General features: G+C 70.8%; 25 protein-coding genes. 12 read left to right on the plus strand and 13 right to left on the minus strand.

The window, feature by feature from the left end:
• Positions 1–60: 60 nt before the first annotated feature.
• The 6 genes from lnt to ACIO52_RS28130 form a co-directional block, all read right to left on the minus strand.
• Entirely contained in the window at positions 61–1,617 is a 1,557-nt protein-coding gene (gene lnt, locus ACIO52_RS28105) for an apolipoprotein N-acyltransferase (protein ID WP_316575398.1), read from the minus strand.
• Between the two features lie 166 nt (positions 1,618–1,783).
• Positions 1,784–3,376: an amidohydrolase gene (locus ACIO52_RS28110; RefSeq protein WP_402648055.1), complete on the minus strand. Its 1,593-nt coding sequence runs from the start codon at positions 3,374–3,376 to the stop codon at positions 1,784–1,786.
• A 30-nt stretch (positions 3,377–3,406) separates the two neighbouring features.
• A complete protein-coding gene (locus ACIO52_RS28115; RefSeq protein WP_218722328.1) occupies positions 3,407–3,610 on the minus strand; it encodes a hypothetical protein in 204 nt (67 codons plus the stop codon).
• Between the two features lie 44 nt (positions 3,611–3,654).
• Positions 3,655–4,149 (minus strand): FxsA family protein, encoded by a 495-nt coding sequence (locus tag ACIO52_RS28120; RefSeq protein ID WP_218722327.1) that lies wholly within the window; start codon positions 4,147–4,149, stop codon positions 3,655–3,657.
• Positions 4,150–4,212: 63 nt separating this feature from the next.
• A complete protein-coding gene (locus tag ACIO52_RS28125; protein ID WP_218722326.1) occupies positions 4,213–4,872 on the minus strand; it encodes a response regulator transcription factor in 660 nt (219 codons plus the stop codon).
• 21 nt (positions 4,873–4,893) lie between these two features.
• Positions 4,894–6,066: a sensor histidine kinase gene (locus ACIO52_RS28130; protein ID WP_402648060.1), complete on the minus strand. Its 1,173-nt coding sequence runs from the start codon at positions 6,064–6,066 to the stop codon at positions 4,894–4,896.
• A 72-nt stretch (positions 6,067–6,138) separates the two neighbouring features.
• Between ACIO52_RS28130 and ACIO52_RS28135 the strand changes: the two genes are divergently transcribed.
• A complete protein-coding gene (locus ACIO52_RS28135) occupies positions 6,139–6,906 on the plus strand; it encodes a TSUP family transporter (protein ID WP_316575123.1) in 768 nt (255 codons plus the stop codon).
• Here ACIO52_RS28135 and ACIO52_RS28140 read toward each other — a convergent pair.
• Positions 6,903–7,496, minus strand: coding sequence for a TetR/AcrR family transcriptional regulator (locus ACIO52_RS28140; protein WP_218722323.1), 594 nt, complete (start codon positions 7,494–7,496; stop codon positions 6,903–6,905). The two genes, ACIO52_RS28135 and ACIO52_RS28140, sit on opposite strands and share 4 nt — an antisense overlap.
• A gap of 233 nt (positions 7,497–7,729) precedes the next feature.
• Here ACIO52_RS28140 and ACIO52_RS28145 point away from each other — a divergent pair, with 233 nt between their 5' ends.
• Positions 7,730–9,259, plus strand: coding sequence for a TldD/PmbA family protein (locus ACIO52_RS28145; RefSeq protein WP_218722322.1), 1,530 nt, complete (start codon positions 7,730–7,732; stop codon positions 9,257–9,259).
• Positions 9,260–9,270: 11 nt separating this feature from the next.
• The gene (locus ACIO52_RS28150) at positions 9,271–10,650 is read left to right on the plus strand and encodes a metallopeptidase TldD-related protein (protein WP_316575399.1); all 1,380 of its coding nucleotides are present in this window, start codon (positions 9,271–9,273) and stop codon (positions 10,648–10,650) included.
• Positions 10,651–10,659: 9 nt separating this feature from the next.
• Here ACIO52_RS28150 and ACIO52_RS28155 read toward each other — a convergent pair whose 3' ends face one another.
• A complete protein-coding gene (locus ACIO52_RS28155) occupies positions 10,660–11,949 on the minus strand; it encodes an acetyl-CoA C-acyltransferase (protein ID WP_316575125.1) in 1,290 nt (429 codons plus the stop codon).
• Positions 11,950–12,025: 76 nt separating this feature from the next.
• Positions 12,026–12,406 carry a PPOX class F420-dependent oxidoreductase gene (locus tag ACIO52_RS28160; protein WP_218722320.1) on the minus strand — a complete coding sequence of 127 codons (381 nt, stop codon included), beginning with the start codon at positions 12,404–12,406 and terminating at the stop codon, positions 12,026–12,028.
• A gap of 163 nt (positions 12,407–12,569) precedes the next feature.
• On the opposite strand from ACIO52_RS28160, the gene ACIO52_RS28165 reads away from it, so the two are divergent.
• The 7 genes from ACIO52_RS28165 (at position 12,570) to ACIO52_RS28195 (ending at position 18,308) form a co-directional block, all read left to right on the plus strand.
• The gene (locus ACIO52_RS28165) at positions 12,570–12,839 is read left to right on the plus strand and encodes a hypothetical protein (protein WP_402648065.1); all 270 of its coding nucleotides are present in this window, start codon (positions 12,570–12,572) and stop codon (positions 12,837–12,839) included.
• Positions 12,840–12,877: 38 nt separating this feature from the next.
• Positions 12,878–13,633 (plus strand): glyoxalase, encoded by a 756-nt coding sequence (locus tag ACIO52_RS28170; protein WP_316575128.1) that lies wholly within the window; start codon positions 12,878–12,880, stop codon positions 13,631–13,633.
• 9 nt (positions 13,634–13,642) lie between these two features.
• Complete coding sequence (locus ACIO52_RS28175) at positions 13,643–14,620, plus strand: hypothetical protein (RefSeq protein WP_402648069.1); 978 nt, start codon at positions 13,643–13,645, stop codon at positions 14,618–14,620.
• A 126-nt stretch (positions 14,621–14,746) separates the two neighbouring features.
• On the plus strand, positions 14,747–15,520 hold the full coding sequence (locus tag ACIO52_RS28180) for a 2-phosphosulfolactate phosphatase (protein WP_316575130.1): 774 nt from the start codon (positions 14,747–14,749) through the stop codon (positions 15,518–15,520).
• Between the two features lie 70 nt (positions 15,521–15,590).
• Positions 15,591–16,193, plus strand: a complete 603-nt coding sequence (locus tag ACIO52_RS28185) for a TetR/AcrR family transcriptional regulator (RefSeq protein ID WP_218722315.1) — start codon at positions 15,591–15,593, stop codon at positions 16,191–16,193.
• 134 nt (positions 16,194–16,327) lie between these two features.
• The gene (locus ACIO52_RS28190) at positions 16,328–17,956 is read left to right on the plus strand and encodes an MFS transporter (protein WP_218722314.1); all 1,629 of its coding nucleotides are present in this window, start codon (positions 16,328–16,330) and stop codon (positions 17,954–17,956) included.
• Between the two features lie 88 nt (positions 17,957–18,044).
• Entirely contained in the window at positions 18,045–18,308 is a 264-nt protein-coding gene (locus ACIO52_RS28195; RefSeq protein WP_218722313.1) for a helix-turn-helix transcriptional regulator, read from the plus strand.
• 18 nt (positions 18,309–18,326) lie between these two features.
• On the opposite strand, the gene map is transcribed toward ACIO52_RS28195, so the two are convergent.
• From map to ACIO52_RS28215, 4 genes are all read right to left on the minus strand, one after another.
• Complete coding sequence (gene map / locus ACIO52_RS28200) at positions 18,327–19,094, minus strand: type I methionyl aminopeptidase (RefSeq protein WP_316575131.1); 768 nt, start codon at positions 19,092–19,094, stop codon at positions 18,327–18,329.
• 69 nt (positions 19,095–19,163) lie between these two features.
• Positions 19,164–19,973, minus strand: a complete 810-nt coding sequence (locus ACIO52_RS28205) for a mycofactocin-coupled SDR family oxidoreductase (RefSeq protein ID WP_218722311.1) — start codon at positions 19,971–19,973, stop codon at positions 19,164–19,166.
• A gap of 68 nt (positions 19,974–20,041) precedes the next feature.
• Positions 20,042–20,533, minus strand: a complete 492-nt coding sequence (locus ACIO52_RS28210) for a nuclear transport factor 2 family protein (RefSeq protein WP_316575133.1) — start codon at positions 20,531–20,533, stop codon at positions 20,042–20,044.
• 20 nt (positions 20,534–20,553) lie between these two features.
• Complete coding sequence (locus ACIO52_RS28215) at positions 20,554–21,138, minus strand: hypothetical protein (protein WP_402648076.1); 585 nt, start codon at positions 21,136–21,138, stop codon at positions 20,554–20,556.
• Positions 21,139–21,327: 189 nt separating this feature from the next.
• On the opposite strand from ACIO52_RS28215, the gene ACIO52_RS28220 reads away from it, so the two are divergent.
• Both ACIO52_RS28220 and ACIO52_RS28225 read left to right on the plus strand, forming a co-directional pair.
• Entirely contained in the window at positions 21,328–22,515 is a 1,188-nt protein-coding gene (locus tag ACIO52_RS28220; RefSeq protein WP_305082672.1) for a Rieske 2Fe-2S domain-containing protein, read from the plus strand.
• Between the two features lie 34 nt (positions 22,516–22,549).
• Positions 22,550–23,728, plus strand: coding sequence for an acyl-CoA dehydrogenase family protein (locus tag ACIO52_RS28225; protein ID WP_402648079.1), 1,179 nt, complete (start codon positions 22,550–22,552; stop codon positions 23,726–23,728).
• Positions 23,729–23,735: the final 7 nt, after the last annotated feature.

Genomic DNA, 23,735 nt, shown 5'->3' on the forward strand with positions numbered 1-23,735 from the left:
GTGGAATACACCCCTGTAGCAGCTACTTTCGGCCGCTTCCCCCGGGTTGAAACAAACCGCTTATTCGGAATTCTGCGAGCTTCGCGAAACCTGCGCCTGATTCGCTCGCCTACGCCGGAAAAACACCAGCGCCACGCCGATCGCGGTCAGAATAACGGACGTCACTTCTGGCGCCGCGCCGATCCGCGTCGCGATCGTCGTCGTGTCGCGCAATGGTAGCTGGGCGACCAGCGCGGCGGGCACGACTTGCTCGGACTGTTGTGCGATCTCGCCGTTCGCGGTGATGATCGCACTGACCCCGGTGGTTGCTGCGATGACCAGAGCGCGGCCGTGCTCGACCGCCCGCACCCGCGACATGGCCATCTGCTGGTAGGTCATCTCGCTGCGGCCGAAGGTCGCGTTGTTGGTCGGCACGGTCAGCAGTTCGGCGCCCGCGGCCATCGATTCCCGGAATGCCCGATCGAACGCCACCTCATAACAGGTGGCAACCCCGATCCGCACCCCCGCCGCCGTGACCGTTCCGTCACCATCGCCGGGCACGAAATATCCGGCCTGGTCGGCATAGGACGAGAACAATCGGAAGAAACCGCGCATCGGCAGGTATTCGCCGAACGGCTGGATGATTTTCTTGTCGTGCCGATCGGCGGGCCCGGCCGCGCCGTTCCACACCATGACCGAGTTGGTGGTCGTACGGTCACCGTTCACCAGGACTGCGCCGACCAGGATCGGCGCGCCGATCCGCTGGGAGGCCTCGCTGATCTCCGCGGCGGCGTCGGCGTTGCGCAGTGGATCGATATCGGAGGAGTTCTCCGGCCAGATCACGACGTCCGGCCGTGGTGACTGCCCGCGGTCGACGGCGTCGGCGAGCTCCTCGGTGCGCCGGACGTGGTTGTCCAGCACGGCCCGCCGCTGGGCGTTGAACTCCAGGCCCAACCGCGGCACGCTGCCCTGGATCGCGGCGACCGTGATCGTCCGGTGGCCGTCGTCCGGGGCGGGCAGCGTCGGCCGGAGGATCACTCCGGCGAGGGGCATGATAGCCACAGTGACGGCGGCGGTGGCAAATCCGATCCGCGTGCCCCGGCCGATCGCCCGCGGCGCCGGCGTGCGCGCCCAGGCGAGCACGCGCAGCGCCAGCGCGGCCAGGCCGGTGCCGGTCAGCGCGACGGCGAACCCGATCAGCGGCGCGCCGCCGTAGGCGGCCAGGGGGAGGTACCAGCCGTCGGCCTGCCCGAAAGCGACACGCCCCCACGGGAATCCACCGAAGGGGAAACTCGACCTCGCCCATTCGGTGGCCGTCCACGCGAGCGCGAGCCAGACCGGCCAGCCGGGCAGCCCGCTCAGCCACCGGGCGAGCACGCCCCACAGGCCGATGAACACCGCGCACGCGGTCGACAAGGCCAGCCACGGCACCGGCCCGACGTAGATGCCGGTCCACGGCAGCAGCGGGACGAAGAAGGCGAACCCGCCGAGGAAGCCGTAGCCGAATCCACCCCGCAGCGTGCCCGGTCCCCGGACCGCGACGGTGAGCAGCGCCAGCGCGATCGGCGCGAGGAACCACCACGGCCGGGGCGGAAAGCTGCCGAACAGCAGCAGACCACCCGCGACGGCCGTCGCCATGCGAGCCAGGACACCGAACCGGTCACCGCCCGCCGCGCTGCCCGGGGTCGCGGGGTCGGTCGGGCCCGACCCGGCCGCGTCGGCGGTCGTGGCGTCGGGCCCTGGTTCGGTGGCGGGGTGGATCATGGTGTCCTGCTCCGTGATTGGTGTGCCGGTGCGGTCGTGGTCAGGCGCGGTAGATGGTGGCGCCGTTGTGCACCGTGCGCAGGCAGGTCGGCAGGTCGGCACCGGGATCGAGCCGCGGCAGACCGGGCACGCGCGACCGCGGGTCGGTCGACCAGCGTTGCACCGTGTCGGCGGCCGCCGCGACGACGAGATCGCCCGCGTCCCACACGGCGTAGGAGGCCGGGGCGCCGGGCACCAGGGTGCCCGCGACACCGTCACGCACCCCACCCGCCCGCCAGGCGCCCCGGGTGGCGGCCGCGAACGCGGCGCGCGGGGACAGCCCGTGGCCGGGCGTGCGGTGATGGACCGCCGCGCGCACCTGCTCCCACGGATTCAGCGTCGTGACCGGCGCGTCCGAGCCGATCGCCAGGGAGATGCCCGCCGCGGCCATCGCCGCGAAGGGGTTCAGCGTCGCGGCACGCTCGGCACCCAGCCGGGTGGCGTACATCCCGTCCGGTCCGCCCCACGCGGCGTCGAAACCCGGCTGCACGGACAGGATCACGCCCAGTGCCGCCAGCTGCTCGATCGCCGCGGCGTCGGTCATCTCGGCGTGTTCGACCCGGTGTCCGCGCGCGGCGAGCGCCGGTCCGCCGAGTTCGGCGGCGACCGTGGCGAATCCGGCGACCACGAGATCCATCGCGGCGTCACCGATGGCATGGAAGCCCGCCTGCACACCGGCCTCGGTGCAGGCGCGGATGTGCGCGGTGATCGTCTCGGCGTCGAGGAAGTTCTTGCCGCACCCGGTCGCGTCGGCGTAGTGCTCCCGCAGCAGCGCGGTGTGCGAGCCGAGCGAACCGTCCACGAACAGATCGCCGCCGAGCGCGGCGACCCCCAGTTCGTCGATCAGGGCGCGAGCCTGCGCCGCGTCACGCACCGCCTCGCCCCAGTACGCGCGCACCTCGACACCGTGCTCGAAGGCCAGCAGCTCGCGCACGTCCTCGCGGCCCGAGATGTCCGGGCCCGCGCATTCGTGCACGGCGACGATGCCGTGCGCGGCGGCGGCGTCGAGGGCGGCGGTGCGAGCCCGATCACGGTGCGCGCGACCGAGTTCCGCGAGGGCGACCGCGCGCACCCGATGGTGGGCGTCGGCGCGCACCGGCTCGCCGCGACGGTAGCCGTCGCCGAGATCGCCCGCCGCGTCGAGCAGCGCCGAGGAGGCCACGGCCGAGTGCGCGTCGACCCGGGCCAGGTACACGAGCCTGCCCGCGCCCGCGGCCTCGTCGAGTTCGGCGACCGTGGGCGGGCGCTGTTCGGGCCAGGCGGTGTCGTCCCAGCCCTCGCCGATGATCACGCCGTCGGGCTGGGCGATCGCGTACGCGCGCAGCGCGGCGAGCAACTCGCCCAGCGACGCGGTGCCGCTGACGTCGAGTCCGGTCAGCTGCAGGCCCAGCGCGGTGACGTGCACGTGCGGGTCGACGAACGCTGGCGCGACGAAGGCGCCGTCGAGCTCGACGATCTCCGCGTCGGGGTGCATCGCCCGGCCGGGCGCTTCGGCCCCCAGCCACACCACGGTGCCGTCGGTGACCGCCATCGCGGTCGCGTCCGGGGAGCTGGAACTGTAGAAACGACCGCCGATCAGCAACTGGGTACTCACGGTGCCCCAGTCTGCCGTATCGGCGAATCGTCAGGTCGGCAGGGACAGGACCGCGCGGACGTCGGCGTCGCACAGCCCCGCTGGAGTGTGTCCGCCCGCTTCGACGGCGATGAGTTCGAGTCGCCACGCGGCGACCGTGAAATCCGACATGGACTGTCCGGCAGCGGCACTCACCCTACGCACCGCGTCGGCCAGTTCCGCGCTCACCGTGACGGTGATCTGCTCGGTGGCCATCGGCACACTGTAGACCCTTCCCAGGCCGGGCGGGAATACTCGGCTCAGGCGGACCCGAGCGCGCGCGGCCCGGCGGAGTGCCCGTCGTCGTACCACTGCCCGACGACGACCCCGTCGACCACATCGCCGCTGTCGGCATCGACCACCATTCCGCGATACGGCGACGGTGCGAACGACGGCAGCGGACCGAAGCGCCGCGTCCCGAGCTTCTCCAGCACCGGCCGGATCAGTGCCCTGGTCGGCGGGAACAGCGCGAGCAGGCCGACGAGTCCGGTGACCAGGCCGGGCACGAACAGCAGCACCGAGCCGGTGGCCACCAGCAGCCCGTCCGCGACCGCGCTCTCGGCGGTGACCTCGCCGCGCGCGGCCCGGCGGAACCGGTCGAACACGCGCCTGCCCTGGGCGCCCAGCAGCAGCAAGCCGACACCGGACACCGCGATCAGCGCCAGCAGAGCCCAGCCGGCGCCGATCAGCTGGGCCAGGCCGACGAACGCGGCGATCTCGACGACGAGGTAGAGCACGAACAGCACGGCGGTCATGGCGATCCTTTCGGACGATCTACCCCCTCAACGCACGAGCGTCCGATTTTTCTCCCGGCCGCCTCAGCCACCCGGCCGCACGAGACCGGTCTCATAGGCCAGCACCACGGCCTGCACCCGGTCGCGCAGCCCGAGTTTGGTCAGCACGCGGCCCACGTGCGTCTTCACCGTGGCCTCCGACAGGAACAATGCCCCGGCGATCTCGGCGTTGGAGCGGCCCGCGGCGATCTGTTCGAGTACCTCGCGTTCGCGGGCGGTGAGCACGTCGAGCACGCCCGGGTCGCGCAGTCCCGCCGGGTCCTCGGCGACGAGCCGGTCGAGCAGGCGCTTGGTGACCTTCGGGGAGACCACCGCGTCGCCCGCGGCGACACTGCGGATGGCGGAGATGAGGTCTTCGGGCGGGGTGTCCTTGAGCAGGAAGCCGCTCGCGCCGGCGCGCAGCGCGCCGAGGGCGTGTTCGTCGAGATCGAAGGTGGTCATCACGAGCACGCGGATGCCCTCGCCCGCGGCGACGATCCGGCCGGTGGCGGTGACCCCGTCGACGACCGGCATCCGCACGTCCATCAGGACCACGTCGGGCCGCAGCTCCCCCGCGCGCCGCACGGCCTCGTCGCCGTTGCCCGCCTCGCCGACGACCTCGATGTCCGGGTGCGCGCCGAGCACCATCTTCAGGCCCATCCGCATGAGTTCCTGATCGTCCACCACGAGCACGCTGATCGGCATTTCCCAACCATAGCGGGCGGATCAGTCGCCTTCGGCGCGCAGCGGGAGGGTGGCGAGGACCCGCCAGCGACCGTCGGCGGTCCGGCCCGCGGACAGGGTGCCGCCGAGCACCGCGACCCGTTCGCGCATGCCGACCAGGCCCATGCCCCCGCCCGGGATCTCGGTGGGCGGCGCGTGCACGGGCAGGCCGCCGCTGTCGGTCACCTCGACCAGGATGTCGTCCTCGCGGCGCTGCACCCGCACGGTCGCCTTCGGGCTCGCCCCGGCGTGGCGCAGGGTGTTGGTGAGCGATTCCTGGACGATGCGGTGCACGCCCAGGCTGACCTCGGGGGTGATGTCGTCGAGTTCGCCGGTCAGTTCGAGATCGACGGCCAGACCGGCGTCGCGCATCAGCTCGGCCAGTTTCGCGATGCCCGCGCTGCCGTGCTGGGGCAGCAGTTCCGGCGCGTGCTCGGTGCGCAGCAGCGCCACGGTGCGGCGCAGTTCGCGCAGCGCGTCGCGGCCGGTGCCCGCGATGGTCGCGAGCGCGCGTTCGGCGGTGTCGGGGTCGTGGCGCAGGGCGTACTTCGCGCCGTCTGCCTGCACGATGATGACGCTCACCGCGTGCGCGACCACGTCGTGCAGTTCCCGGGCGATGCGGGTGCGTTCGGCGGCCACGGCCTCGTGGGCGCGGCGTTCCTTGTCGTAGTCGGCGACGGCGAGCCGGGCCGCGACCTCGGCGTCGTAGGCGTGGCGGGCGCCGTTGAACTCGGCCAGCGTCCAGCACAGCGCGTAGATCACACCGACGAGCGCCAGATCGCCGCCCTTGGGCTCGCGCAGGACCAGGACCGACAGGGCCAGGTCGGTCGCGAGGCAGCCGAGGTAGATGAGCCCGTCCCGCCTGCCGACGTAGGCGACGAGGGTGTAGAGCAGCACGCCGAGCCCGATCAGCGCGACGTGTCCGGAGGTGTCGTCGCCCGTCAGATATCCGACCAGGGTGCACAGCACCGAGAGAACGAACATCACCGCCGCCATCGCCCGCGGATAGACCCGGCGCAGGATCAGCGGCAACGGCAGGATCAGCGAAAAGACCAGGTAGGAGACCTTGTGGTGCTCGTCGCCGACGCCGAGCGCGTCGAGCACCATGAGAAACAGCGCGAGGACGGAGTCGGCGACGATGGGTCGGCCGCGAAGCCACAAGCTGAACCGGCGCACCGGCCCAGCCTAATGGCCGGGTGCGGCCGGACCCGGTTGGCTTTCCGGGCGTGATCTTGATTGCCTGGTCCGGTGCAACTAGGAGACTGGACGGTCCTGCTGGTGGCCGCGGCCGCGGCGGGATGGGTCGACGCGGTGGTCGGCGGCGGCGGATTGATCATCCTGCCGACGCTGTTCCTGGTCGCGCCCGGCATCGCCCCGCAGACGGCGCTCGGCACCAACAAGCTGGCCGCGTTCTCCGGCACGGCGACCGCGGTGATCACCTTCGCGCGCCGGGTGCCGATGCAGTGGAAGGTGCTGATCCCGGGTGCGGTGATCGCCGCGATCACCGCGGCCTGCGGCGCGGCGGCGGTCTCGCTGATCGACCGCGAGCTGTTCATTCCCCTGGTCATGGTGGTGCTGGTCGGGGTGGCGCTGTTCGTCACGCTGCGACCTTCGATCGGCATGACCATGGCGACCCATCCGCCGACGCGCCGCAAGGTGATCCTGGTGGTGGCGCTGGCCGCCGGCCTGATCGGCCTCTACGACGGCCTGCTCGGGCCGGGCACCGGTACGTTCCTGATCATCACCTTCGCGACGCTGCTCGGCACCGAGTTCGTGCGGGCCGCGGCCATGGCGAAGGTGATCAACTGCGGATCGAATCTCGGCGCGCTGCTGTTCCTCGGTGCGACCGGGCACATCCTGTGGGGCCTCGGCGCGGGCATGGCGGTCGCGAATGTCGGGGGCGCGCTGGTCGGTTCGCGGATGGCGCTGGCCAAGGGCGCCGGTTTCGTGCGGATCGTACTGCTGGTCGTGGTCGTGGTGATGGTGATCCGGCTGGGCTGGCAGCAGTTCGGTTAGCGCGCCGGCTCGACCGGGGCCGAGGCGGCCAGCCACGGCTGCAGCACCCGCGAGGTGGTCTCGTGGATCTTGCGATGTAGTCGTTCGCCGTCGTCGATGCCGTGCTGGGGCTGCTGGAACAGCACCGTCAGCGCCCCCGAGACCGCGCCGACGACCGCACCGACCAGCGCCGCCGCGCCGACCTCGTCGAGCTCGTGCGGGAAGGCGCTGTGCAACTGGCGGGCGATCTCGCGCTGCGCGACGAGCTGAGCGTGCGCGGCCCGGCCGCTCACCGCGGGCACGGTGCGCGAGACCTGCGCGCGCAGCGCCGCGACCCGGGAGTTCAGATCGTCGGCGAGATGCTCGGCGGGGTTGTCGCCCGCGGCGCGCAGCGCGCGCAGCAACACCTCGACGGGTCGCTCCCCCGGCCGCCGGGTGGCGATCGCCGCGACGGCGGCGCGCACCCGTTCGTCGGGTTCGGGGAAGAGCAGTTCTTCCTTGCTCGCGAAGTAGTTGAAGAAGGTCCGGGTGCCGACCTCGGCCTCGGCCGCGATGTCGGCCACGGTCGTTTCCTCATAGCCTCTGGCCTCGAACAATCCGACGGCGGCCATAAGGATCGCACGACGGGTTCGTTCCCTTTTTCGATCGCGGAGGGCGGATGGCGGCACGGCGGGCACCCTACGGCATCGAGGGCCGTCGCGGCGGGAGGACCGGAATCAGCGCGTCACGGTTGTGACTGCCGGAACCGGGGTTTCGCGCACCCTGACACGAAAGGTGCCCTGGCAGTGGCGGCAATCCCGGGCACGGCTCCCGCCTGTCGGTGCCACCGGCTAGCGTAGGCCGGGTGACTACCGCGACTTCCGGAGAAGTGGACGAGGAGTTCCGCGCACTCGGCTTGCGCGCGCTGGCCGAGGCCGCGCTGTCGGCGGCCCGGGCGGCCGGTGCCGAGCATGCCGATCTGCGGGTGCAGCGACTGGTGACCCAGTCCATCCGCTTGCGCGACGGGCGGGTCGAGGCCGTCACCGACTCGACCGAACTCGGCCTGGCCGTACGCGTGATCGTCGACGGCACCTGGGGTTTCGCTTCCCACGCCGCGCTCACCCCCGACACCGCCGCCGAGGTGGCCCGGCGGGCGGTCACCGTCGCGACCACGCTGCGTTCGCTCAACCGGGAGCGGGTGGAACTCGCCGACGAGCCGCGCTACGCGGACGTGTCGTGGGTGTCGGCCTACGACCTCGACCCGTTCACGGTGCCGACGGCCGACAAAGTGGCACTGCTGCAGGACTATTCGGAGCGCCTCTCGGCCGCCGACGGCGTCGATCACGTGACCGCGTCGGTGCTGCAGGTCAAGGAGCAGGTCTTCTACGCCGACACGGCGGGCTCGTCGATCACCCAGCAGCGGGTGCGGCTGCATCCGCAGCTCGAGGCGATCACCGTCGACGCCGCCGCCGGGGTCTTCGAGACCATGCGCACCCTCGCCGCGCCCGCGGGCCGCGGCTGGGAATACGTCACCGGTGCCGACGGAACCTGGGACTGGGCGGGCGAACTCGCGCGAATCCCGGAGTGGCTCGCCGAGAAGGTGAAGGCGCCCAGCGTCGTCGCCGGTCCCACCGACCTCGTCATCGACCCGACCAACCTGTGGCTGACCATTCACGAGTCCATCGGCCACGCCACCGAGTACGACCGGGCCATCGGCTACGAATCCGCCTACGCGGGTACCTCGTTCGCCACCCCGGACAAGCTCGGCACGCTGCGCTACGGCACCCCGATCATGCACGTCACCGGAGACCGCACCCAGGTCAACGGCCTGGCCACGGTCGGCTACGACGACGACGGCGTGGCGGGCCAGCAGTGGGATCTGGTGCGTGGCGGCGTCCTGGTCGGCTACCAGCTCGACCGGGTGTTCGCCCCGCGCCTCGGCCTGGACCGGTCCAACGGCTGCTCCTACGCCGATTCGCCGCACCACGTGCCGATCCAGCGGATGGCGAACGTCTCGCTGCAGCCGGATCCGGAGCGCGACACGACGACCGCGGAGTTGATCTCGCGGGTCTCCGACGGTATCTACATCGTCGGCGACAAGTCGTGGTCGATCGACATGCAGCGCTACAACTTCCAGTTCACCGGGCAGCGGTTCTTCCGGATTCGCAACGGGGAGCTGGCCGGCCAGCTGCGCGATGTCGCCTACCAGGCGACGACCACCGATTTCTGGGGTGCGATGGAGGCGGTCGGCGGGCCGAGCACCTGGCAGCTCGGCGGCGCGTTCAACTGCGGCAAGGCCCAGCCCGGTCAGGTGGCGGCCGTGAGCCATGGCTGCCCGTCGGTGCTAGTGCGCGGGGTCAACATTCTCAATACCCGGACGGAGGGTGGCCAGTGAGTGCATCGGGTGTGTTCCCCGCGGGCGCGGTGGTCGAGCGCGCGCTGGCGGCGTCGAAGGCCGACGAGGCGATCGTGATCGTCACCGACGCGCACGAGGCGTCGCTGCGCTGGGCGGGCAACTCGATGACCACCAACGGGTCGTCGGTGTCACGCGACTGGGCGGTGATCTCGGTGTTCCGGGACGGCCCGAACGCCGCCCGCGTCGGCAGCATCAGCTCCACCAGTGTCGATCCGGCCGAGATCGAGGCCGTGGTGCGCGCCAGCGAGGAGGCCGCTCGCACGGCGACCCCGGCCCGCGACGCGATGCCGCTGCTCGAACCCACGGTCGACGACACCGCCACGTGGGACCACGCGCCCGGCGCCACCGAGATCGACGTGTTCGCCGGTCTCGCCCGCGACCTGTCAACCGGTTTCGACGGTACCGACCGGCTCTACGGTTTCGCCCATCATCAGCTGCACACCACCTGGCTGGGCACCTCCACCGGCATCCGCCGTCGGTTCAGCCAGCCCACCGGCTCGGTCGAGATCAACGGAAAGCGCGGCGAGGGCGCCGATCTGGCCAGCGCCTGGGTGGGTGTCGGCACCGCCGACTTCACCGATGTCGACACGCCCGGCCTGCTGGCCGAGCTGTCGCGGCGGCTGGACTGGTCGGCCACCCGCGTCGACCTGCCCGCGGGCCGCTACGAGACGCTGCTGCCGCCGTCGGCGGTGGCCGACCTGATGATCTACCTCGCCTGGACGATGGAGGGCCGCGGCGCGCACGAGGGCCACACCGCGTTCTCCCGCGCGGGCGGCACCCGGATCGGTGAGCGGCTCAGCGACATTCCGCTGACCCTCTACTCCGACCCGAACGCGAGCGGCCTGGAATACCGCCCCTTCGTGGCGACCCCGTCGTCGTCGGAGTCGCTGTCGGTGTTCGACAACGGCCTGTCCGCCCAGCGCGTCGACTGGATCGGCGCCGGCGTCATCGAATCACTGGTCTACCCCCGCGCCACCGCCGCCGAATTCTCGGCTCCCGCCACCGTTCCCGGTGAGAACCTGCTCCTCACCGGCGGCTCCGACGCGTCCCTGGACGACATGATCGCCCGCACCGAACGCGGCCTCCTGCTGACCTGCCTCTGGTACATCCGCGAGGTCGACCCGGCCACTCTCCTGCTCACCGGCCTCACCCGCGACGGCGTCTACCTCGTCGAAGACGGCCGGGTCACGGCCGCCGTCAACAACTTCCGCTTCAACGAGAGCCCCCTGGACCTGCTGCGGCGCATCACCGAAGCCGGCGCCACCGAGATCACCCTCCCCCGCGAATGGAAGGACTGGTTCACCCGCACCGCCATGCCACCCCTGCGCATCCCCGACTTCCACATGTCCTCGGTGAGCCAGGCGACGTAGGTCGTCGGCTCACACGCGTTCGAGGACGGCGGACGCGCCGATGCCGCCGGCGGCGCAGATGCCGAGCAGGGCGGTCTGTTTGCCGGTGCGGGCCAGTTCGTTGGCCATGGTGGTGACCATGCGGGCGCCGGTGGCGCCGAAGGGGTGGCCCAGGGAGATGGAGCCGCCGTGGACGTTGAGTTTGTCGATGTCCACGGTGCCGACCGGCTCGTCGCGGTCGAGACGCGACTTGGCCCAGTCGGGGCTTTCCAGCATGCGCAGGACCGAGAGGGTCTGGGCGGCGAAGGCCTCGTGGATGTCGACGAGGTCGATGTCGGCCAGGGTCATGCCCGCCTTGTCGAGGGCGCGTGGCATGGAGATCGCGGGGCCGATGAGGACCTGGTCGGCGGGGTCGACACTGACGAAACTCCAGGAGCGCAGGGCCGCCAGCGGGGTGAAGCCGAGGGCGCGGGCCTTCTCCTCGCTCATGAGCAGCACCGCCGAGGCGCCGTCGGTGAGCGGGCTGGCATTGCCCGCGGTGACCGTGCCGCCCTTGGCGAACACCGGCTGCAGTGTCGCGAGTTTGTCGACGCTGGTGTTCGCGCGGACCAGGCCGTCGGTCTCGATCCGCGTGCCCGACGGGGTGGTCACCGGGACCACTTCGTCGTCGAAGCGGCCCGAGGCGATGGCGGCCGCGGCGCGGTGGTGCGAGCGGGCGGCGAACTCGTCCTGGTCGGCGCGGGAGATGCCGTTGATCCTGGCCATCTTCTCGGCGGACTCGCCCATCACCTCGCCGGTGGTGCGCTCGGAGATCTTGGGCTGACGCGGCAGGATGTCGGTGAACGGCGCGAGCTGACGGACCACGTCGAGGTAGTCCTTGGGCTTCGGCTTGCCCAGCGCCACCGGCGCGACGGCGTGCACGACCTTCTGCGGAAGCTTGATCTCGGCATTGCTGGTGGAGTCGCTGCCACCGGCGATCATGATGTCGTACTCGCCGCGTTCGATGGCCGCGGCCGCCGAGGTGACCGCCTGCAGACCCGACGCGCACGCCCTGGTCACCGTGTAGCCCTCGCACCCGAAGTCCAGTTCCAGGTCGAGTGCCACTTCACGAGCGATGTTGGGCGCGTGGCTCGGCAGCACCACCCCGCCCCACACGATCGACTGGATCTCCCCCGGCGCGATCCCGGTGCGCTCGATCAGTCCGCGCACAGCGGCGCCGGCCAGGGCGATGCTGTCGAGGCGGGTGAAATCGGTGAACGCGCGCACGAACGGCGTGCGCGCGCCCGCGACGACGACGGCGCGGGTACGTTTGTCGGCCATGTGAGTCCCTTCGGAGGTTCCGCTGAGCCCACGTTATCCGATACCCCGGGTACTGGGTACTGCTTCGGCCGATCTGTCAGGCGGGCGTGATCTCGATGCCGATGGTGCCAGCCTTGCCCCGGCGCAGGTTGCTGGCGAGGATGACCAGCGGGCCGGTCAGCCAGTACTTGCGGCGCAGCCAGGAGCGCACCTGCTCGGTCTCGGCGGCGTCGAGGATGCGGGCGGTGCCGGTGACGACGTCGCCGTGCGCCTTGCCGCGCGCGTCGCACGGCTGCAGGGTCACGTCGGGATTGCGGCGGATCCGCTTCACTTTCCAGCTGTCGGTGACGGTCCACACGAACAGTTTGTCCTCGCGGGCGACGGCCCACACGGCGGTGCCCACCGGGGTGCCGTCCTTGCGGAACGTGGTGAGGAGAACGAAGTTCGCGGTCTGCAGCTCGCCGAGGCGGTTGGTCATGCCCGCAGCCTAGTGACATCCGCCGCGCACGGCAGCGGCCACCGCGTTCCCCGTCATCGTCAACCGGCCGACGAGGATCGCCGCAGGTGCGGGCAGAGGGTACGCAACCGCGGTTCGCGCGCCGAGATCCGGACGCGGGACGGGGTGTGACACGCGGGTTCTCGTGTCGACGATCACGCCGCGCGGTGCGGTGCAGCCGCTGCTCGCCCTCGCGGTGCAGCTGCGCACGCAGGGGCACGAGGTGCTGGTGTGCGCCCTGGCGAATGTCCTCCGATCCGGTGTGCCGCGCGGCTCGCTCGAGCGGGCCCTCGATGCCGCGACTACGGCCCGCCCGGTCGGCGAGCGGATCGTCATCGACGGCGCACGGGTCGCCGCCGAGCGGCCGCCGAGCGCGGCCGACGAGTTATGGGCGGTTTCGCGCGACTGTTCCTAACCTCGGATCCGACCGACCCGTTCTCCGGAAGGATCCCGATGTCCGATACCGCCGTGCCGATGCTGTGGAGTGGCGATCTGCCGAGCACCTTGGCGTTCTATCAGGCGCTCGGTTACACCGTCACCTACGAGCAGTCCAGGCCTTACGTCTATGGCGCGGTCGAAGGCCACGGGTGCGCACTGCATTTCGCGCCCGCGCCGCCCGGGGTCGAGCTGCCCACCGAACACGTGGGGGCGCTGGTGATGGTCGACGATGTCGCCGCCCGCCACGCCGACTTCACCACGGCGCTGCGGGCCCACTACGGCAAGATCCCCGCCAAGGGGGTGCCCCGGATCACCCGGTTCCGGCCGGGACAGTCCCGGTTCTCCCTCGTCGATCCTGTCGGGAACACCCTGCTGGTGATCCAGCGCGACGAGCCGATGGACGTCGAGTACGGCGGCTCGCGGGCGCTGACCGGGCTGGCCAGGGTCCTCGACAATGCCCGCATCCTGCGCGATTTCAAGAACGACGACAAGGCGGCCGCCCGGGTCCTGGAAACCGGTCTGCGCCGGTTCGCCACGGCCGCGTCGGCTCCCGAGCGGGCCCGCACCTTCGCCGCGCTGGCCGAGATCGCGGTCGCGACCGAGGAACCCGAACGGCTCGCGCACTGGCGGGCGGAGCTGGACGCCGTCGAGTTGACCACCGAGGAGCACGCGGCCCTGTCCGCCGACACCGCCGCCTCCGCGGTGCTCGCCACCTGGCTGACCACCACCGCACCCGGCCGAGGCGGCGCGGCGCGGCCGGGCGACGGTTAGGCTACGGCCATGGATCGACGCTCCGGGACGCGCTATATCCGTTGTCTGGCAACCGCACTCGCCGCAGTGGCGGTCACCGGGATCGGGCCGGTGGGACAGGCGCAGGCCGGGGCCGGATGCGGGGCCACGTGGCAGGTCGAGATCTTGGCCGCCGACCTCGGTGGCCTGGAGAACCTGGAGTACGACGGCGCGGGCGGCTTCTACGTCACCGGGATCGTGCGTGGCGAGCTGCGCCACGTCGACGCCGACGGCCGCGTCAGCACGCTGCTCACCGGGCTGGACAATCCCGCCGGTCTGCGCCGCTCGGGTGCGGACCTCTACTTCCTCACCGGCGACGGCACCACCCCCGGCGGCGGTGGCACCCTGCGGCGACTGCACCTCCCGACCGGGGAGGTCACCGTGCTGTTGCCGGATCTGGTCCAACCCAACGGCCTGCTCCTGCTCCCCGACGGCGACCTGCTGCTGTCCCAGCTGTCGATCCCGTGGCCGCCGGTCGGCATCAGCCGATATCGCCCCGCCACCGGCGAATTCACCCTCGGCTGGTCCCCGGTGCCCCGCCCCAACGGCCTCGCCCTCACCGCCGACCACCGGGCCGTCCTCACCGAGGACGTCGCCACCTCCCAGATCCTGCGCGTGCCCCTCGACGCCCCCGATCGCCCGACCCCGATCGCCTCGATCCCCGACGGCCTGTTGCCCGGCCTCGACGACCTCGACACCACCGCGAGCGGACTGGCGTTCGTCGCCGGCGACTACTCCGGCAGCGTCTACCAGGTCGACACCGCCACCGGTCACTGGTGCACCCTCGCCACCGGCTGGACCACACCCCCGACCAGTCCCCTCCCCGCCCCGCCCCCGATCGGCCCCACCTCCGCCCGCCTCGCCCCCGACGGCTCCGCCTGGTCCCTCTACGTCACCAGCATCGACGGCACCCTCCGCCGCCTCCGTCCACCCCCCGACCTCGACCTGGCCCCGGCCCTCATTCCCTGACTCGACCGCTGTCCCGCGGACTCTCCCCGCACCGCCGCGAGATCCGGGGGCGAGCGGAAGGCTGGAGTCACGCGGGTTCGTGTGGTGGACTGGGCGATTCGTCGGTCGAGTCGAGGAGGGGCTGGGGTGTATTCGGCGCCGGAGTGGTCGCGGCAGCGCGGGTTCGGGATCAGCGTGGAGTGGGGTAGAACCGGAGCGGCGGCGATCGGGCCGGGGGCGGCGGTGGTGGTGGTGATCGACGTGTTGTCGTTCACCACCTCGGTGTCGGTGGCGACCGGGGCGGGGACGGCGGTGTTCCCGTATCGGTGGCGGGACGCGTCGGCACAGGAGTTCGCGGATCGGCACGGTGCGGCGCTGGCCGTCGGGCGACGTGCGGCGGATCGGGAGCGGCCGTGGTCCCTGTCGCCCGCGGCGATCCGGCGGGCACCGTTCACCGAACGGCTGGTGCTGCCTTCGCCGAACGGGTCGGCCATCGCGGCCACCGTCGAGGGCGGCGCGGTCGTCGCGGCCTGCCTGCGCAACTCTCGGGCCGTGGCCGACTGGCTGATCGCCCAGGGGTGGGGTACGACCGAGCAGCCGATCGCGATCGTCGCGGCGGGTGAGCAGTGGCCCGGCAGCGAGGCGCTGCGTCCCGCGCTGGAGGACTGGCTCGGTGCGGGCGCGCTGGTCGCCGCACTCCTCGACCGGGGTGCCACCGCTCCGTCGCCCGAGGCGCGGTCGGCGGCAACCACTTTCGCGGGCACACCGGACGTGCCCGCGTCGATCGCGTCCAGCGCCTCGGGCCATGAGCTCGCGTCGATCGGGTTCGCCGCCGATGTCGCGATCGCGATCGATCTCGACGCCGACTCCACCGTGCCGGTCCTCGTCGACGGCGCGTTCACCGATCACTCCCCCACCTGAGCACGCGCCACCGGGTTCGGCCCGGTGTGCGCCGACGGGCCGCCGCGCACCGGGCCGATACGCTCGCGGAGTGACTCGGGGACAACAAGGCGGCCGGGCGGCCCAGGCGGAAGCGCGACGGGCGGCCATCATCGACGCCGCGACCACCCTCATCGCCGAGCGCGGCTATCAGGGCACCTCCCTGGCCGCGGTGGCCGATCGCGTCGGTCTCACCCCCGCGGGCGTCCTGCACTACTTCCCCAGCAAGGACGCCCTGCTGAGCGGCGTCCTCGAAGCGCGCGACCGCTGGGATTTCGCGGCGTTCGTCGGCCGGCTGACCGACGCGCGACTGACCCACCTCGAGCAGATCGTGGAATACAACGCCGAACGTCCGGACCTGGTCCAGGCTTTCACAGTCCTGGCAGGCGAGTCCGTCACCGAGGACCATCCGGCGCGCGAGTTCTTCACCGAGCGCTACGCCAAGGCTCGCGCCGACTTCGCCGCGCTGCTGCGCGCCGAATTCGGCGACCACCTCCCCGGCGGCCTCACCCCGGAACGGGCGGCGCCGCTGCTGCTCGCGGTGATGGACGGATTGCAGGTCCAATGGCTGCTGGCCAGGGACGATATCGACCTGGCGGCCGCCTGTCGGGACTTCGTCTCGCTGCTTTCACCCACTCAGCGGGAGCAAACATAACGTTTGCATAACTTCACCAACCTAGCGTTCGGTAGGGTCACATACTCCGAGTCGGAAGTCGTGCGATCTACGTCACACTCGATCGGCGGCGCTCCACTCCCTCTCGAAGTAATTCCCGAACAACGGAGCGTGGCATGTCCACCATTCCTGAAGATCCGAAGCCGTCGAGTCCTGTCGCGACCGACCCGGACAACGACACCGGCCGTCTGGACGGCGCGTCCCGTGCCCGCATCTTCACCGTCCTCGCGGTGATCGTGCTGTTCACCGAGATCGCGCCGATGCAGTACACGATCGTGTCGGCGGCGCTACAGAAGATCGCCCCGACCTTTCCCGGCGTCGGCGCGAACATCAACTGGGCCATCATCGTTTTCGGCCTGATCGGCGCCGCCGCCTCACCGCTCATCGGCAAGATGAGCGACGTGTGGGGCAAGAAGCGGATGTTCCTCATCTGCGGCCTGCTGTTCATGATCGGCTGCGTACTCGACGCGACGACCTCGAACTGGGGCATCTTCCTGCTCGGCCGATGCCTGCAGGCCACCGCGATCGCGACGGCGGTCATCGCCTACGGCCTGATCCGGGACCTGATGCCGCGCAAGTACGTTCCGCTCGGCCTCGGCGTGACCGCGACCGGCCTCGGCGTCTCCGCCATCGCCGGACCGCTGCTCGGCGGCTTCCTGGTCGACAACTACAGCTGGCGCGCGATCTTCTGGTGCCTGGCCGGGTTCACCCTGGTGATGCTGCCGCTGGTGTACTTCATCGTCCCGGAATCCAAGCTGCGCGTGCGGGAACGGATCGACTACGTGGGCGCGCTGCTGCTCGCCGGTGGTGCCGCGCTGATCCTGATCTACCTCGACAAGGGCCACGACTGGGGCTGGGCGCGGCCGACCACGCTGGCCTGGGTGATCACCGGCGTCGTGTTGCTGCTGCTGTTCGTCCTGGTGGAAACCCGGGTGGCGCAACCGATCATGGACATGCAACTGCTGTTCCACCCGCGCGTCGCGCTGGTGCTAGCCGGCGCGCTGTTCGCCTCGCTGCAGATCGGCGTCGTCTCCTACGCCATCGCCTACATGTCCCAGACGCCCGACGAGGCGACCGTCGCGGCGGGCGCGCAGCAGGGCATTCTCGCCAAGGTGCAGGCCATGACCGGTCAGCCGCTGCCCGCCGAGGCGGTCCAGGTGACGCTGGACCCGGGCTACACCTACGGCAGCGGTTACACCCTGCTCGAGTTCGCGCTGCGTATCGCCCTGCTGGGCGCCGTGGTCACCATGGTCTGCGGTGCGCTCGCCGGCGTCATCGCGCGGCGCGTGGGCGCTCGGCTGCCGCTGGTCGTCGCGCTGGTGATCTTCGTCTGTTCGGCCGTGGCCTTCGCCGTCCTGCCGCACACCAGCACGGTGTTCCTGCTCGTGAACGCGGTGTTCAGCATCGGGTTCGGCTTCTACTACGCGGCCATGCCGATTCTCATGGTGGAGGCGGTGCCGCAGGAGCAGCAGGGCATCAGCCTGGGCATGCTCGGCGTCATGCAGTCGATGGGCGTCGCCGTCGGCCTGGCCATCGTCACCGCGTTCCTGCATGCCAACGGAATGACCGCGCTGGTCAGCGTGGGCGGACAGGCGCAGCCGCCCGCGCCGATTCCGGACGTGTTCGGTGATCGCGGATACGAGCTGGGCTTCTGGGTCTGCGGCGCCGCGGCGGCCGTCGCCCTGGTCCTGGCCGTGGTCATGCGGCACGGTCGCACGCCGGCCACCGGCGGCACCGCGCACTGAGCCCCGCGACGGACGGGCCGGTGATCCAGGTGATCACCGGCCCGTCCGCGGCTTGCGGTATAGAAATACCCCACCTACCCTCGGAGCCATGGTGCGTCTTCCCCTCAGCCCGGCCCAAGTCGAAGCAGGCCGTCGCCTCGGCCGCCGTCTGCGGTCGGCGCGGGGTGAGCGCGATCTCGCCGAGGTGGCGCGCGCCGCGGGCATCTCGCCCGAGACCCTGCGCAAGATCGAATCCGGCCGGCTGCCCTCGCCCGCCTTCGGCACCGTCGTCGGCTTGGCCGAGGCGCTGACGCTCCCGCTGACCGAGCTCGCCGAGGTCTACCGCACCGAGCAGGTCGCCGAATCCGCCTGACCGGCGCGGATTTTTCGCTCAATCACGCAGCGTCAGGACGCTCGGCCCGTCGGCCGTGACGGCGATCGTGTGCTCGCTGTGCGCGCACCGGGACCCGTCGGCGGAACGGATCGTCCACCCGTCGGCGTCGGTGACGACCGTCGCGGTGCTCGCCGCGAACCAGGGTTCGATGGCGATCGTGAGCCCGGGACGCAGCCGGAACCCGCGCCCCGCCCGTCCCGTGTTGGACACGTGCGGATCCTCGTGCATGGTCCGGCCGATGCCGTGCCCACCGAATTCGGTGTTGACCGGGTAGCCGTACGCGCGCGCGACCGCCGAGACGGCCGCGGAGATGTCACCGAGGTGGTTGCCCGGCCGCGCGGCGGCGATCCCGGCGGCGAGAGCCTCCTCGGTGGCCCGCACCAGCCGCTGATCGGCCGGGGCCGGCGTGCCGACGATGGTGGTCACGGCCGAGTCGGCGGCCCAGCCGTCGATGGTGACGGCCAGGTCGGCGGTGAGCACGTCACCGTCGCGCAGCACGTAATCGTGCGGAAGTCCGTGCAGCACCGCGTCGTTGACCGCCAGGCACACGGTGTTGCGGAACGGTCCACGACCGAACGAGGGGGCGTAGTCCCAGTAGCACGACACCGCGCCACGCTCGCGAATCCGTTCCCGCACATACTCTTCGAGCTCGAGCAGGTTCACCCCGACGGCGGCCTTCGCGTGCACGCCGGCCAGCACGTCGGCGACGAACGCGCCGGTCACCCGCATCCGCTCGATCTCCGCGGGCGTCTTCAACTCCACCATCACGCCTCCATTGGTATTTTCATACCAACCCTAGCGGTGTCGGTATAAAAATACCAATCCAGCGGAGGTTCAGCGGTTGAGGTTGCCCATGTCCACCGGGATCTGCGCGCCGGTGACCTGCGAAGCCTCGTCCGAGCACAGCCACGCGACGGCGGCCGCGATGTCGGAGGCCTCGGTGATATAGGTCGGCAGGGCGTTCATGAAGATGGGCGCGAGCGTGGCCGCGTGCTGCTCGAACAGCGGACCCATCTCCGCCATCTGCATGCCGGTCGCGACACCCGCCGGATGCACGGTGTTGACCCGGATCCGGTGCTGGCCCAGCTCGTTGGCCATCGTCTTGGCCAGCCCGGTGATGGCATGTTTGGTGGCCACGTAGTGAGCCGTGAACGGAATGCCCTTGAGACCGGCGACCGAGCTGGTGAACACCATCGCGCCACCCTCGCCCTGCTCGATCAGGTAGGGAATCGCGGCCTTGGCGGTGTGGAAGACGCCGGTCAGGTTGACGTCGACCGTCTCCTGCCACTGCTCGGCGGTGATCTCCCAGGACATCGCCGCCGAACAGATGCCGGCATTGGCCACGACGACGTCGAGCCGGCCGAACTGCTCGATCCCGCCCGCCAGCGCCGCCGACAGACCCGCGAAATCCCGCACGTCGGCCTTGCTCGCGGCGATCTTGCCGCCCGCCGCTTCGACCAGCCGCACGGTCTCGGCCAGGTCGTCCTCGGTGGCACCCGGGTAGCTGGTGCTGGCGAAATCCGCGCACGCGTCGATGGCGATGATGTCGGCGCCCTCCTCGGCGAAGCGAATCGCCTCGGCCCGGCCCTGACCGCGGGCCGCACCGGTGATGAAGACGACCTTGCCCTCGTATCGTCGCGTCATGTCCTACCTCCGAACGTCGTTGTGCACTATGAACACCTCACCATCGTGAGCCCCCGCGCGGTGCGGAATCAGAGGTTTTCCACCTGAGCGTCCTCGCTCAGCGGACGCGTGAGCGACCAGAGCTGGGTGAACGTGCAGCGCGCGATCTTCCACTGCCCGTCCTCGACGCGGTACTCGTCGGCGTATTCGCCGGTGGCCACCGTCTCGGTGCGCGCGAGCAGGTTCAGCTGGCGGAAGCGCAGCGTCCAGCGGCCGCTCGCGGTGGTGTCGTCGTGCACGGTGATGTCGGGGTGCACGCCGTGGTGCATGTCGAGGACGACCGGCTTGCCGTCCACCCGGCGCAGCGCGATCGAGGTGAAGACGGCGGCCATGCCGTCGGCGTCGTGGGCGCCCAGGCTGCCGTAGTCGAGTTCGGCGCCCGCGGCGACAAAGCAGTCGCGGAAGCCGGCCGGGTCCTTGGCGTCGCAGGCGCGGAAGTAACGGTGCTTGAGGGCGGTGATCGCTTCGATCGCCTCCAGCCGGGTGATCCGGGCGGCGAGGTCGGGGGCGGTGTCGGTCATGGTGCTCCTGGTCGGCATGGTCAGTCGCGGGCGAAGGTCGCCCACGCGCGGACGACGACCTCGCCCGCGGCATCGGTCCCGGACAGGGTGACGTCGACGCGCGCTTCGCCGTCCTGCACGTAACTCTGCGTGATGTGGCCCGCGCAGGTCATGACTTCGCCCGAGGGCAACGCGCGCAGCACCCTGGTGCGGAACCGGCGGATGTGCTCCGCGCCGAGCCAATCGGTGGCGTAGGTGGCCAGCAGCGCGGTGGCCTGTGGCGACACCGCTTCGCCCAGTGCGGGTTCGGCCGCCGCCCAGGACTCGGCGACGAGTCCGCCGGTGCGGTCGAAGTAGCGGGTCAGCGACTCGGCGGCGCTCACCGCCGGGGCGCCGGGCGCCCCGGCGCGGATCGCGGTCAGCTGGTCGCCCGCGCGCGGCGGCGGGCCGAAGAATCGATGATCGGTCTCCGCCCGGCCGCCCGGGGTGCCGAAGCCGTCGGCGGGCAGGAAGGTCGGCGGGACCACGGGCCGCTCGGCGAGCCGGTAGGCCGGATTGTGGGAGCGCGCCGCCTCGGCGAACATCCGGATGTCGGCGGTCTCCAGAACCATCGCGACGGTACCCATGGTCATTCCTCTCGTCCGGCGGATGCCGTCACCGTAGGGCGGCCCGCACGCTTGTGACCGGTTCCTCTCCCGCTGATCGGGACGCCGGGCGCACACCGCGAAAACATGTCCGCTGACCGGGAACCCACCGGCGCGGACCCCCCTCGGCGGCGCGACCATCGGCGCAGCTCATCCCACTCCGTCCGATACATGGAGGTTTCGATGCCGGAGAACCCGCCGAACGGCCGATCACTGGACGCCACCGCCGACTACCGACAGATCGAGGCCGCTGCCGCACCGACCCGCTTCGCGCGCGGCTGGCACTGCCTCGGCCTGCTCTCGTCGTTCCGCGACGGCAAGCCGCACGAGGTGAAGGCGTTCGGCACCACCCTGGTGGTGTTCCAGTCCGAATCCGACGGCGCGCTGCACGTGCTCGACGGTTTCTGCCGCCACATGGGTGGCAACCTGGCGCACGGCACCGTCAAGGGCGACTCGATCGCCTGCCCGTTCCACGACTGGCGCTGGGGCGGCAACGGCAAGTGCACCGCGATCCCCTACGCGCGCCGCGTGCCCCCGCTGGCCAAGACCCGCTCCTGGCCGACCCTCGAGCGCAACGGCCAGCTCTTCGTCTGGAACGACCCGCAGGGCAGCAAGCCCACCGACGAGGTGACCATTCCCGAGATCGAGGGCTACGGCACGCCGGAATGGACCGATTTCACCTGGAATTCGATCCTGATCGAGGGCTCGCACTGCCGTGAGATCGTCGACAACGTCGTCGATATGGCGCACTTCTTCTACGTGCACTACTCGTTCCCGCGCTACTTCAAGAACGTCTTCGACGGCCACGTCGCCACCCAGTACATGCGCTCGACCCCGCGCCACGACATCACCGTCGGCACCAACTACGACGATCCGAACTCGACCCTGCGCTCGGACGCCTCGTACTTCGGCCCGTCCTACATGATCGACTGGCTCTGGAGCGAGGCACAGGGCATGACGATCGAGACCGTCCTGATCAACTGCCACTATCCCGTCGACGAGAACTCCTTCGTGCTGCAGTACGGCGCGATGGTCAAGAAGCCCGAGGGCATGTCCGACGCCGACGCCACCGCGATGGCCGAGCAGTTCGCCGCGGGCGTGGCCGTCGGCTTCGAGCAGGACGTGGCGATCTGGAAGAACAAGGCCCCGATCGACAACCCGCTGCTCTCGGAGGAGGACGGGCCGGTCTACCAGCTGCGCCGCTGGTACAAGCAGTTCTACGTCGACGTCGAGGACGTCACCGACGATATGACCAAGCGCTTCGAGTTCGAGATCGATACCGACCGCGCGGTGACGAGCTGGGAAGCCGAGGTGGCCGACAACATCGCCCGCGGCGCCATCGTCGACACCATGTCCTGACTTCTCCCACCCCGAACAGAAAGCACCACCTGCGATGACCAAGGTTCTCGACAACATCGCCGCGATCGCCGACCAGCTGCGCGATCAGGCCCCGGAGGCCGAGCGGCTCGGGCAGCTGCCCGATGCCACGGCCCAGCTGCTCAAGACGGCGGGCCCGATCCGCCTGCTGCAGCCGAAGAAGTACAGCGGCTACGAGGCGCATCCGCGCGAGTTCGCCGAGACGGTGATGGCCACGGCCGCGCTCGATCCGGCCAGCGGCTGGATCGCCGGCATCGTCGGCGTGCACCCGTGGCAGCTGGCCTTCGCCGATCCGAAGGTGCAGGACGAGGTGTGGGCCGACGACCACGACACCTGGATGGCCTCGCCCTACGCGCCGACCGGTATCGCCCGACCCGTCGACGGCGGCTATATCTTCAACGGCCGCTGGCAGTTCAGCTCCGGCACCGATCACTGCGACTGGATCTTCCTGGGCGCCATGCTCGGCAACCCGGACGGCTCGATGGCCCTGCCGCCGACGATGCTGCACATGATCCTGCCGCGCCAGGACTACCAGATCGTCGAGGACTCCTGGAATGTGGTGGGCCTCAAGGGCACCGGGTCGAAGGACATCATCGTCAAGGACGCGTTCGTGCCCGACTACCGGGTGATGAACGGCGACCATGTCATCGACGGCACCGCGCAGAAGGAGTACGGGGTCACCGAGACGCTGTACAAGATGCCGTGGTCGACGATGTTCCCGCTGGGCATCAGCTCCGCGGTGGTCGGCATCGCCGAGGGCGCGCTGGCCGCGCACCTGGACTACCAGCGCGACCGGGTCGGCGCGCAGGGCACCGCGGTCAAGGACGATCCGTACGTACTGTTCGCCATCGGCGAGGCCGCCGCCGACATCAACGCCGCGCGCCAGGAACTGCTGGCCAACGCCGACAAGATCTTCGACGCCGTCGACGCGGGCAAGGAGATCAGCTTCGCCGAGCGGGCCGCGGTCCGGCGCACCCAGGTCCGCGCGGCCTGGCGCGCGGTCTCGGCCGTGGACCAGATCTTCGCGCGCTCCGGCGGCAACGCGATGCGGACCGACAAGCCGCTGCAGCGCTACTGGCGCGACGCGCACGTGGGCCTCGCCCACGCCATCCATGTGCCGAGCACCGTCTACCACGCCTCGGCCGTCAGCTCCCTCGGTCTCGAGCCCGCGGACCACCTGCGCTCGATGATCTGACCCGAAA

Origin of the sequence: Nocardia sp. NPDC087230, assembly GCF_044744725.1 — a bacterium.
Taxonomy (GTDB): Bacteria; Actinomycetota; Actinomycetes; order Mycobacteriales; family Mycobacteriaceae; genus Nocardia; species Nocardia canadensis.

Bases quoted from the DNA above. Each gene is read 5' to 3' on its own strand.
- lnt (WP_316575398.1), bottom strand. From the start codon at position 1,617: ATGGCGACGGCCGTCGCGGGTGGTCTGCTGCTGTTCGGCAGCTTTCCG.
- ACIO52_RS28115 (WP_218722328.1), bottom strand. From the start codon at position 3,610: ATGGCCACCGAGCAGATCACCGTCACGGTGAGCGCGGAACTGGCCGAC.
- ACIO52_RS28120 (WP_218722327.1), bottom strand. From the start codon at position 4,149: ATGACCGCCGTGCTGTTCGTGCTCTACCTCGTCGTCGAGATCGCCGCG.
- ACIO52_RS28125 (WP_218722326.1), bottom strand. From the start codon at position 4,872: ATGCCGATCAGCGTGCTCGTGGTGGACGATCAGGAACTCATGCGGATG.
- ACIO52_RS28140 (WP_218722323.1), bottom strand. From the start codon at position 7,496: ATGGCCGCCGTCGGATTGTTCGAGGCCAGAGGCTATGAGGAAACGACC.
- ACIO52_RS28155 (WP_316575125.1), bottom strand. From the start codon at position 11,949: ATGGCCGACAAACGTACCCGCGCCGTCGTCGTCGCGGGCGCGCGCACG.
- ACIO52_RS28160 (WP_218722320.1), bottom strand. From the start codon at position 12,406: ATGACCAACCGCCTCGGCGAGCTGCAGACCGCGAACTTCGTTCTCCTC.
- ACIO52_RS28170 (WP_316575128.1), top strand. From the start codon at position 12,878: ATGTCCGATACCGCCGTGCCGATGCTGTGGAGTGGCGATCTGCCGAGC.
- ACIO52_RS28175 (WP_402648069.1), top strand. From the start codon at position 13,643: ATGGATCGACGCTCCGGGACGCGCTATATCCGTTGTCTGGCAACCGCA.
- ACIO52_RS28190 (WP_218722314.1), top strand. From the start codon at position 16,328: ATGTCCACCATTCCTGAAGATCCGAAGCCGTCGAGTCCTGTCGCGACC.
- ACIO52_RS28195 (WP_218722313.1), top strand. From the start codon at position 18,045: ATGGTGCGTCTTCCCCTCAGCCCGGCCCAAGTCGAAGCAGGCCGTCGC.
- map (WP_316575131.1), bottom strand. From the start codon at position 19,094: ATGGTGGAGTTGAAGACGCCCGCGGAGATCGAGCGGATGCGGGTGACC.
- ACIO52_RS28205 (WP_218722311.1), bottom strand. From the start codon at position 19,973: ATGACGCGACGATACGAGGGCAAGGTCGTCTTCATCACCGGTGCGGCC.
- ACIO52_RS28210 (WP_316575133.1), bottom strand. From the start codon at position 20,533: ATGACCGACACCGCCCCCGACCTCGCCGCCCGGATCACCCGGCTGGAG.
- ACIO52_RS28215 (WP_402648076.1), bottom strand. From the start codon at position 21,138: ATGGGTACCGTCGCGATGGTTCTGGAGACCGCCGACATCCGGATGTTC.
- ACIO52_RS28220 (WP_305082672.1), top strand. From the start codon at position 21,328: ATGGAGGTTTCGATGCCGGAGAACCCGCCGAACGGCCGATCACTGGAC.
- ACIO52_RS28225 (WP_402648079.1), top strand. From the start codon at position 22,550: ATGACCAAGGTTCTCGACAACATCGCCGCGATCGCCGACCAGCTGCGC.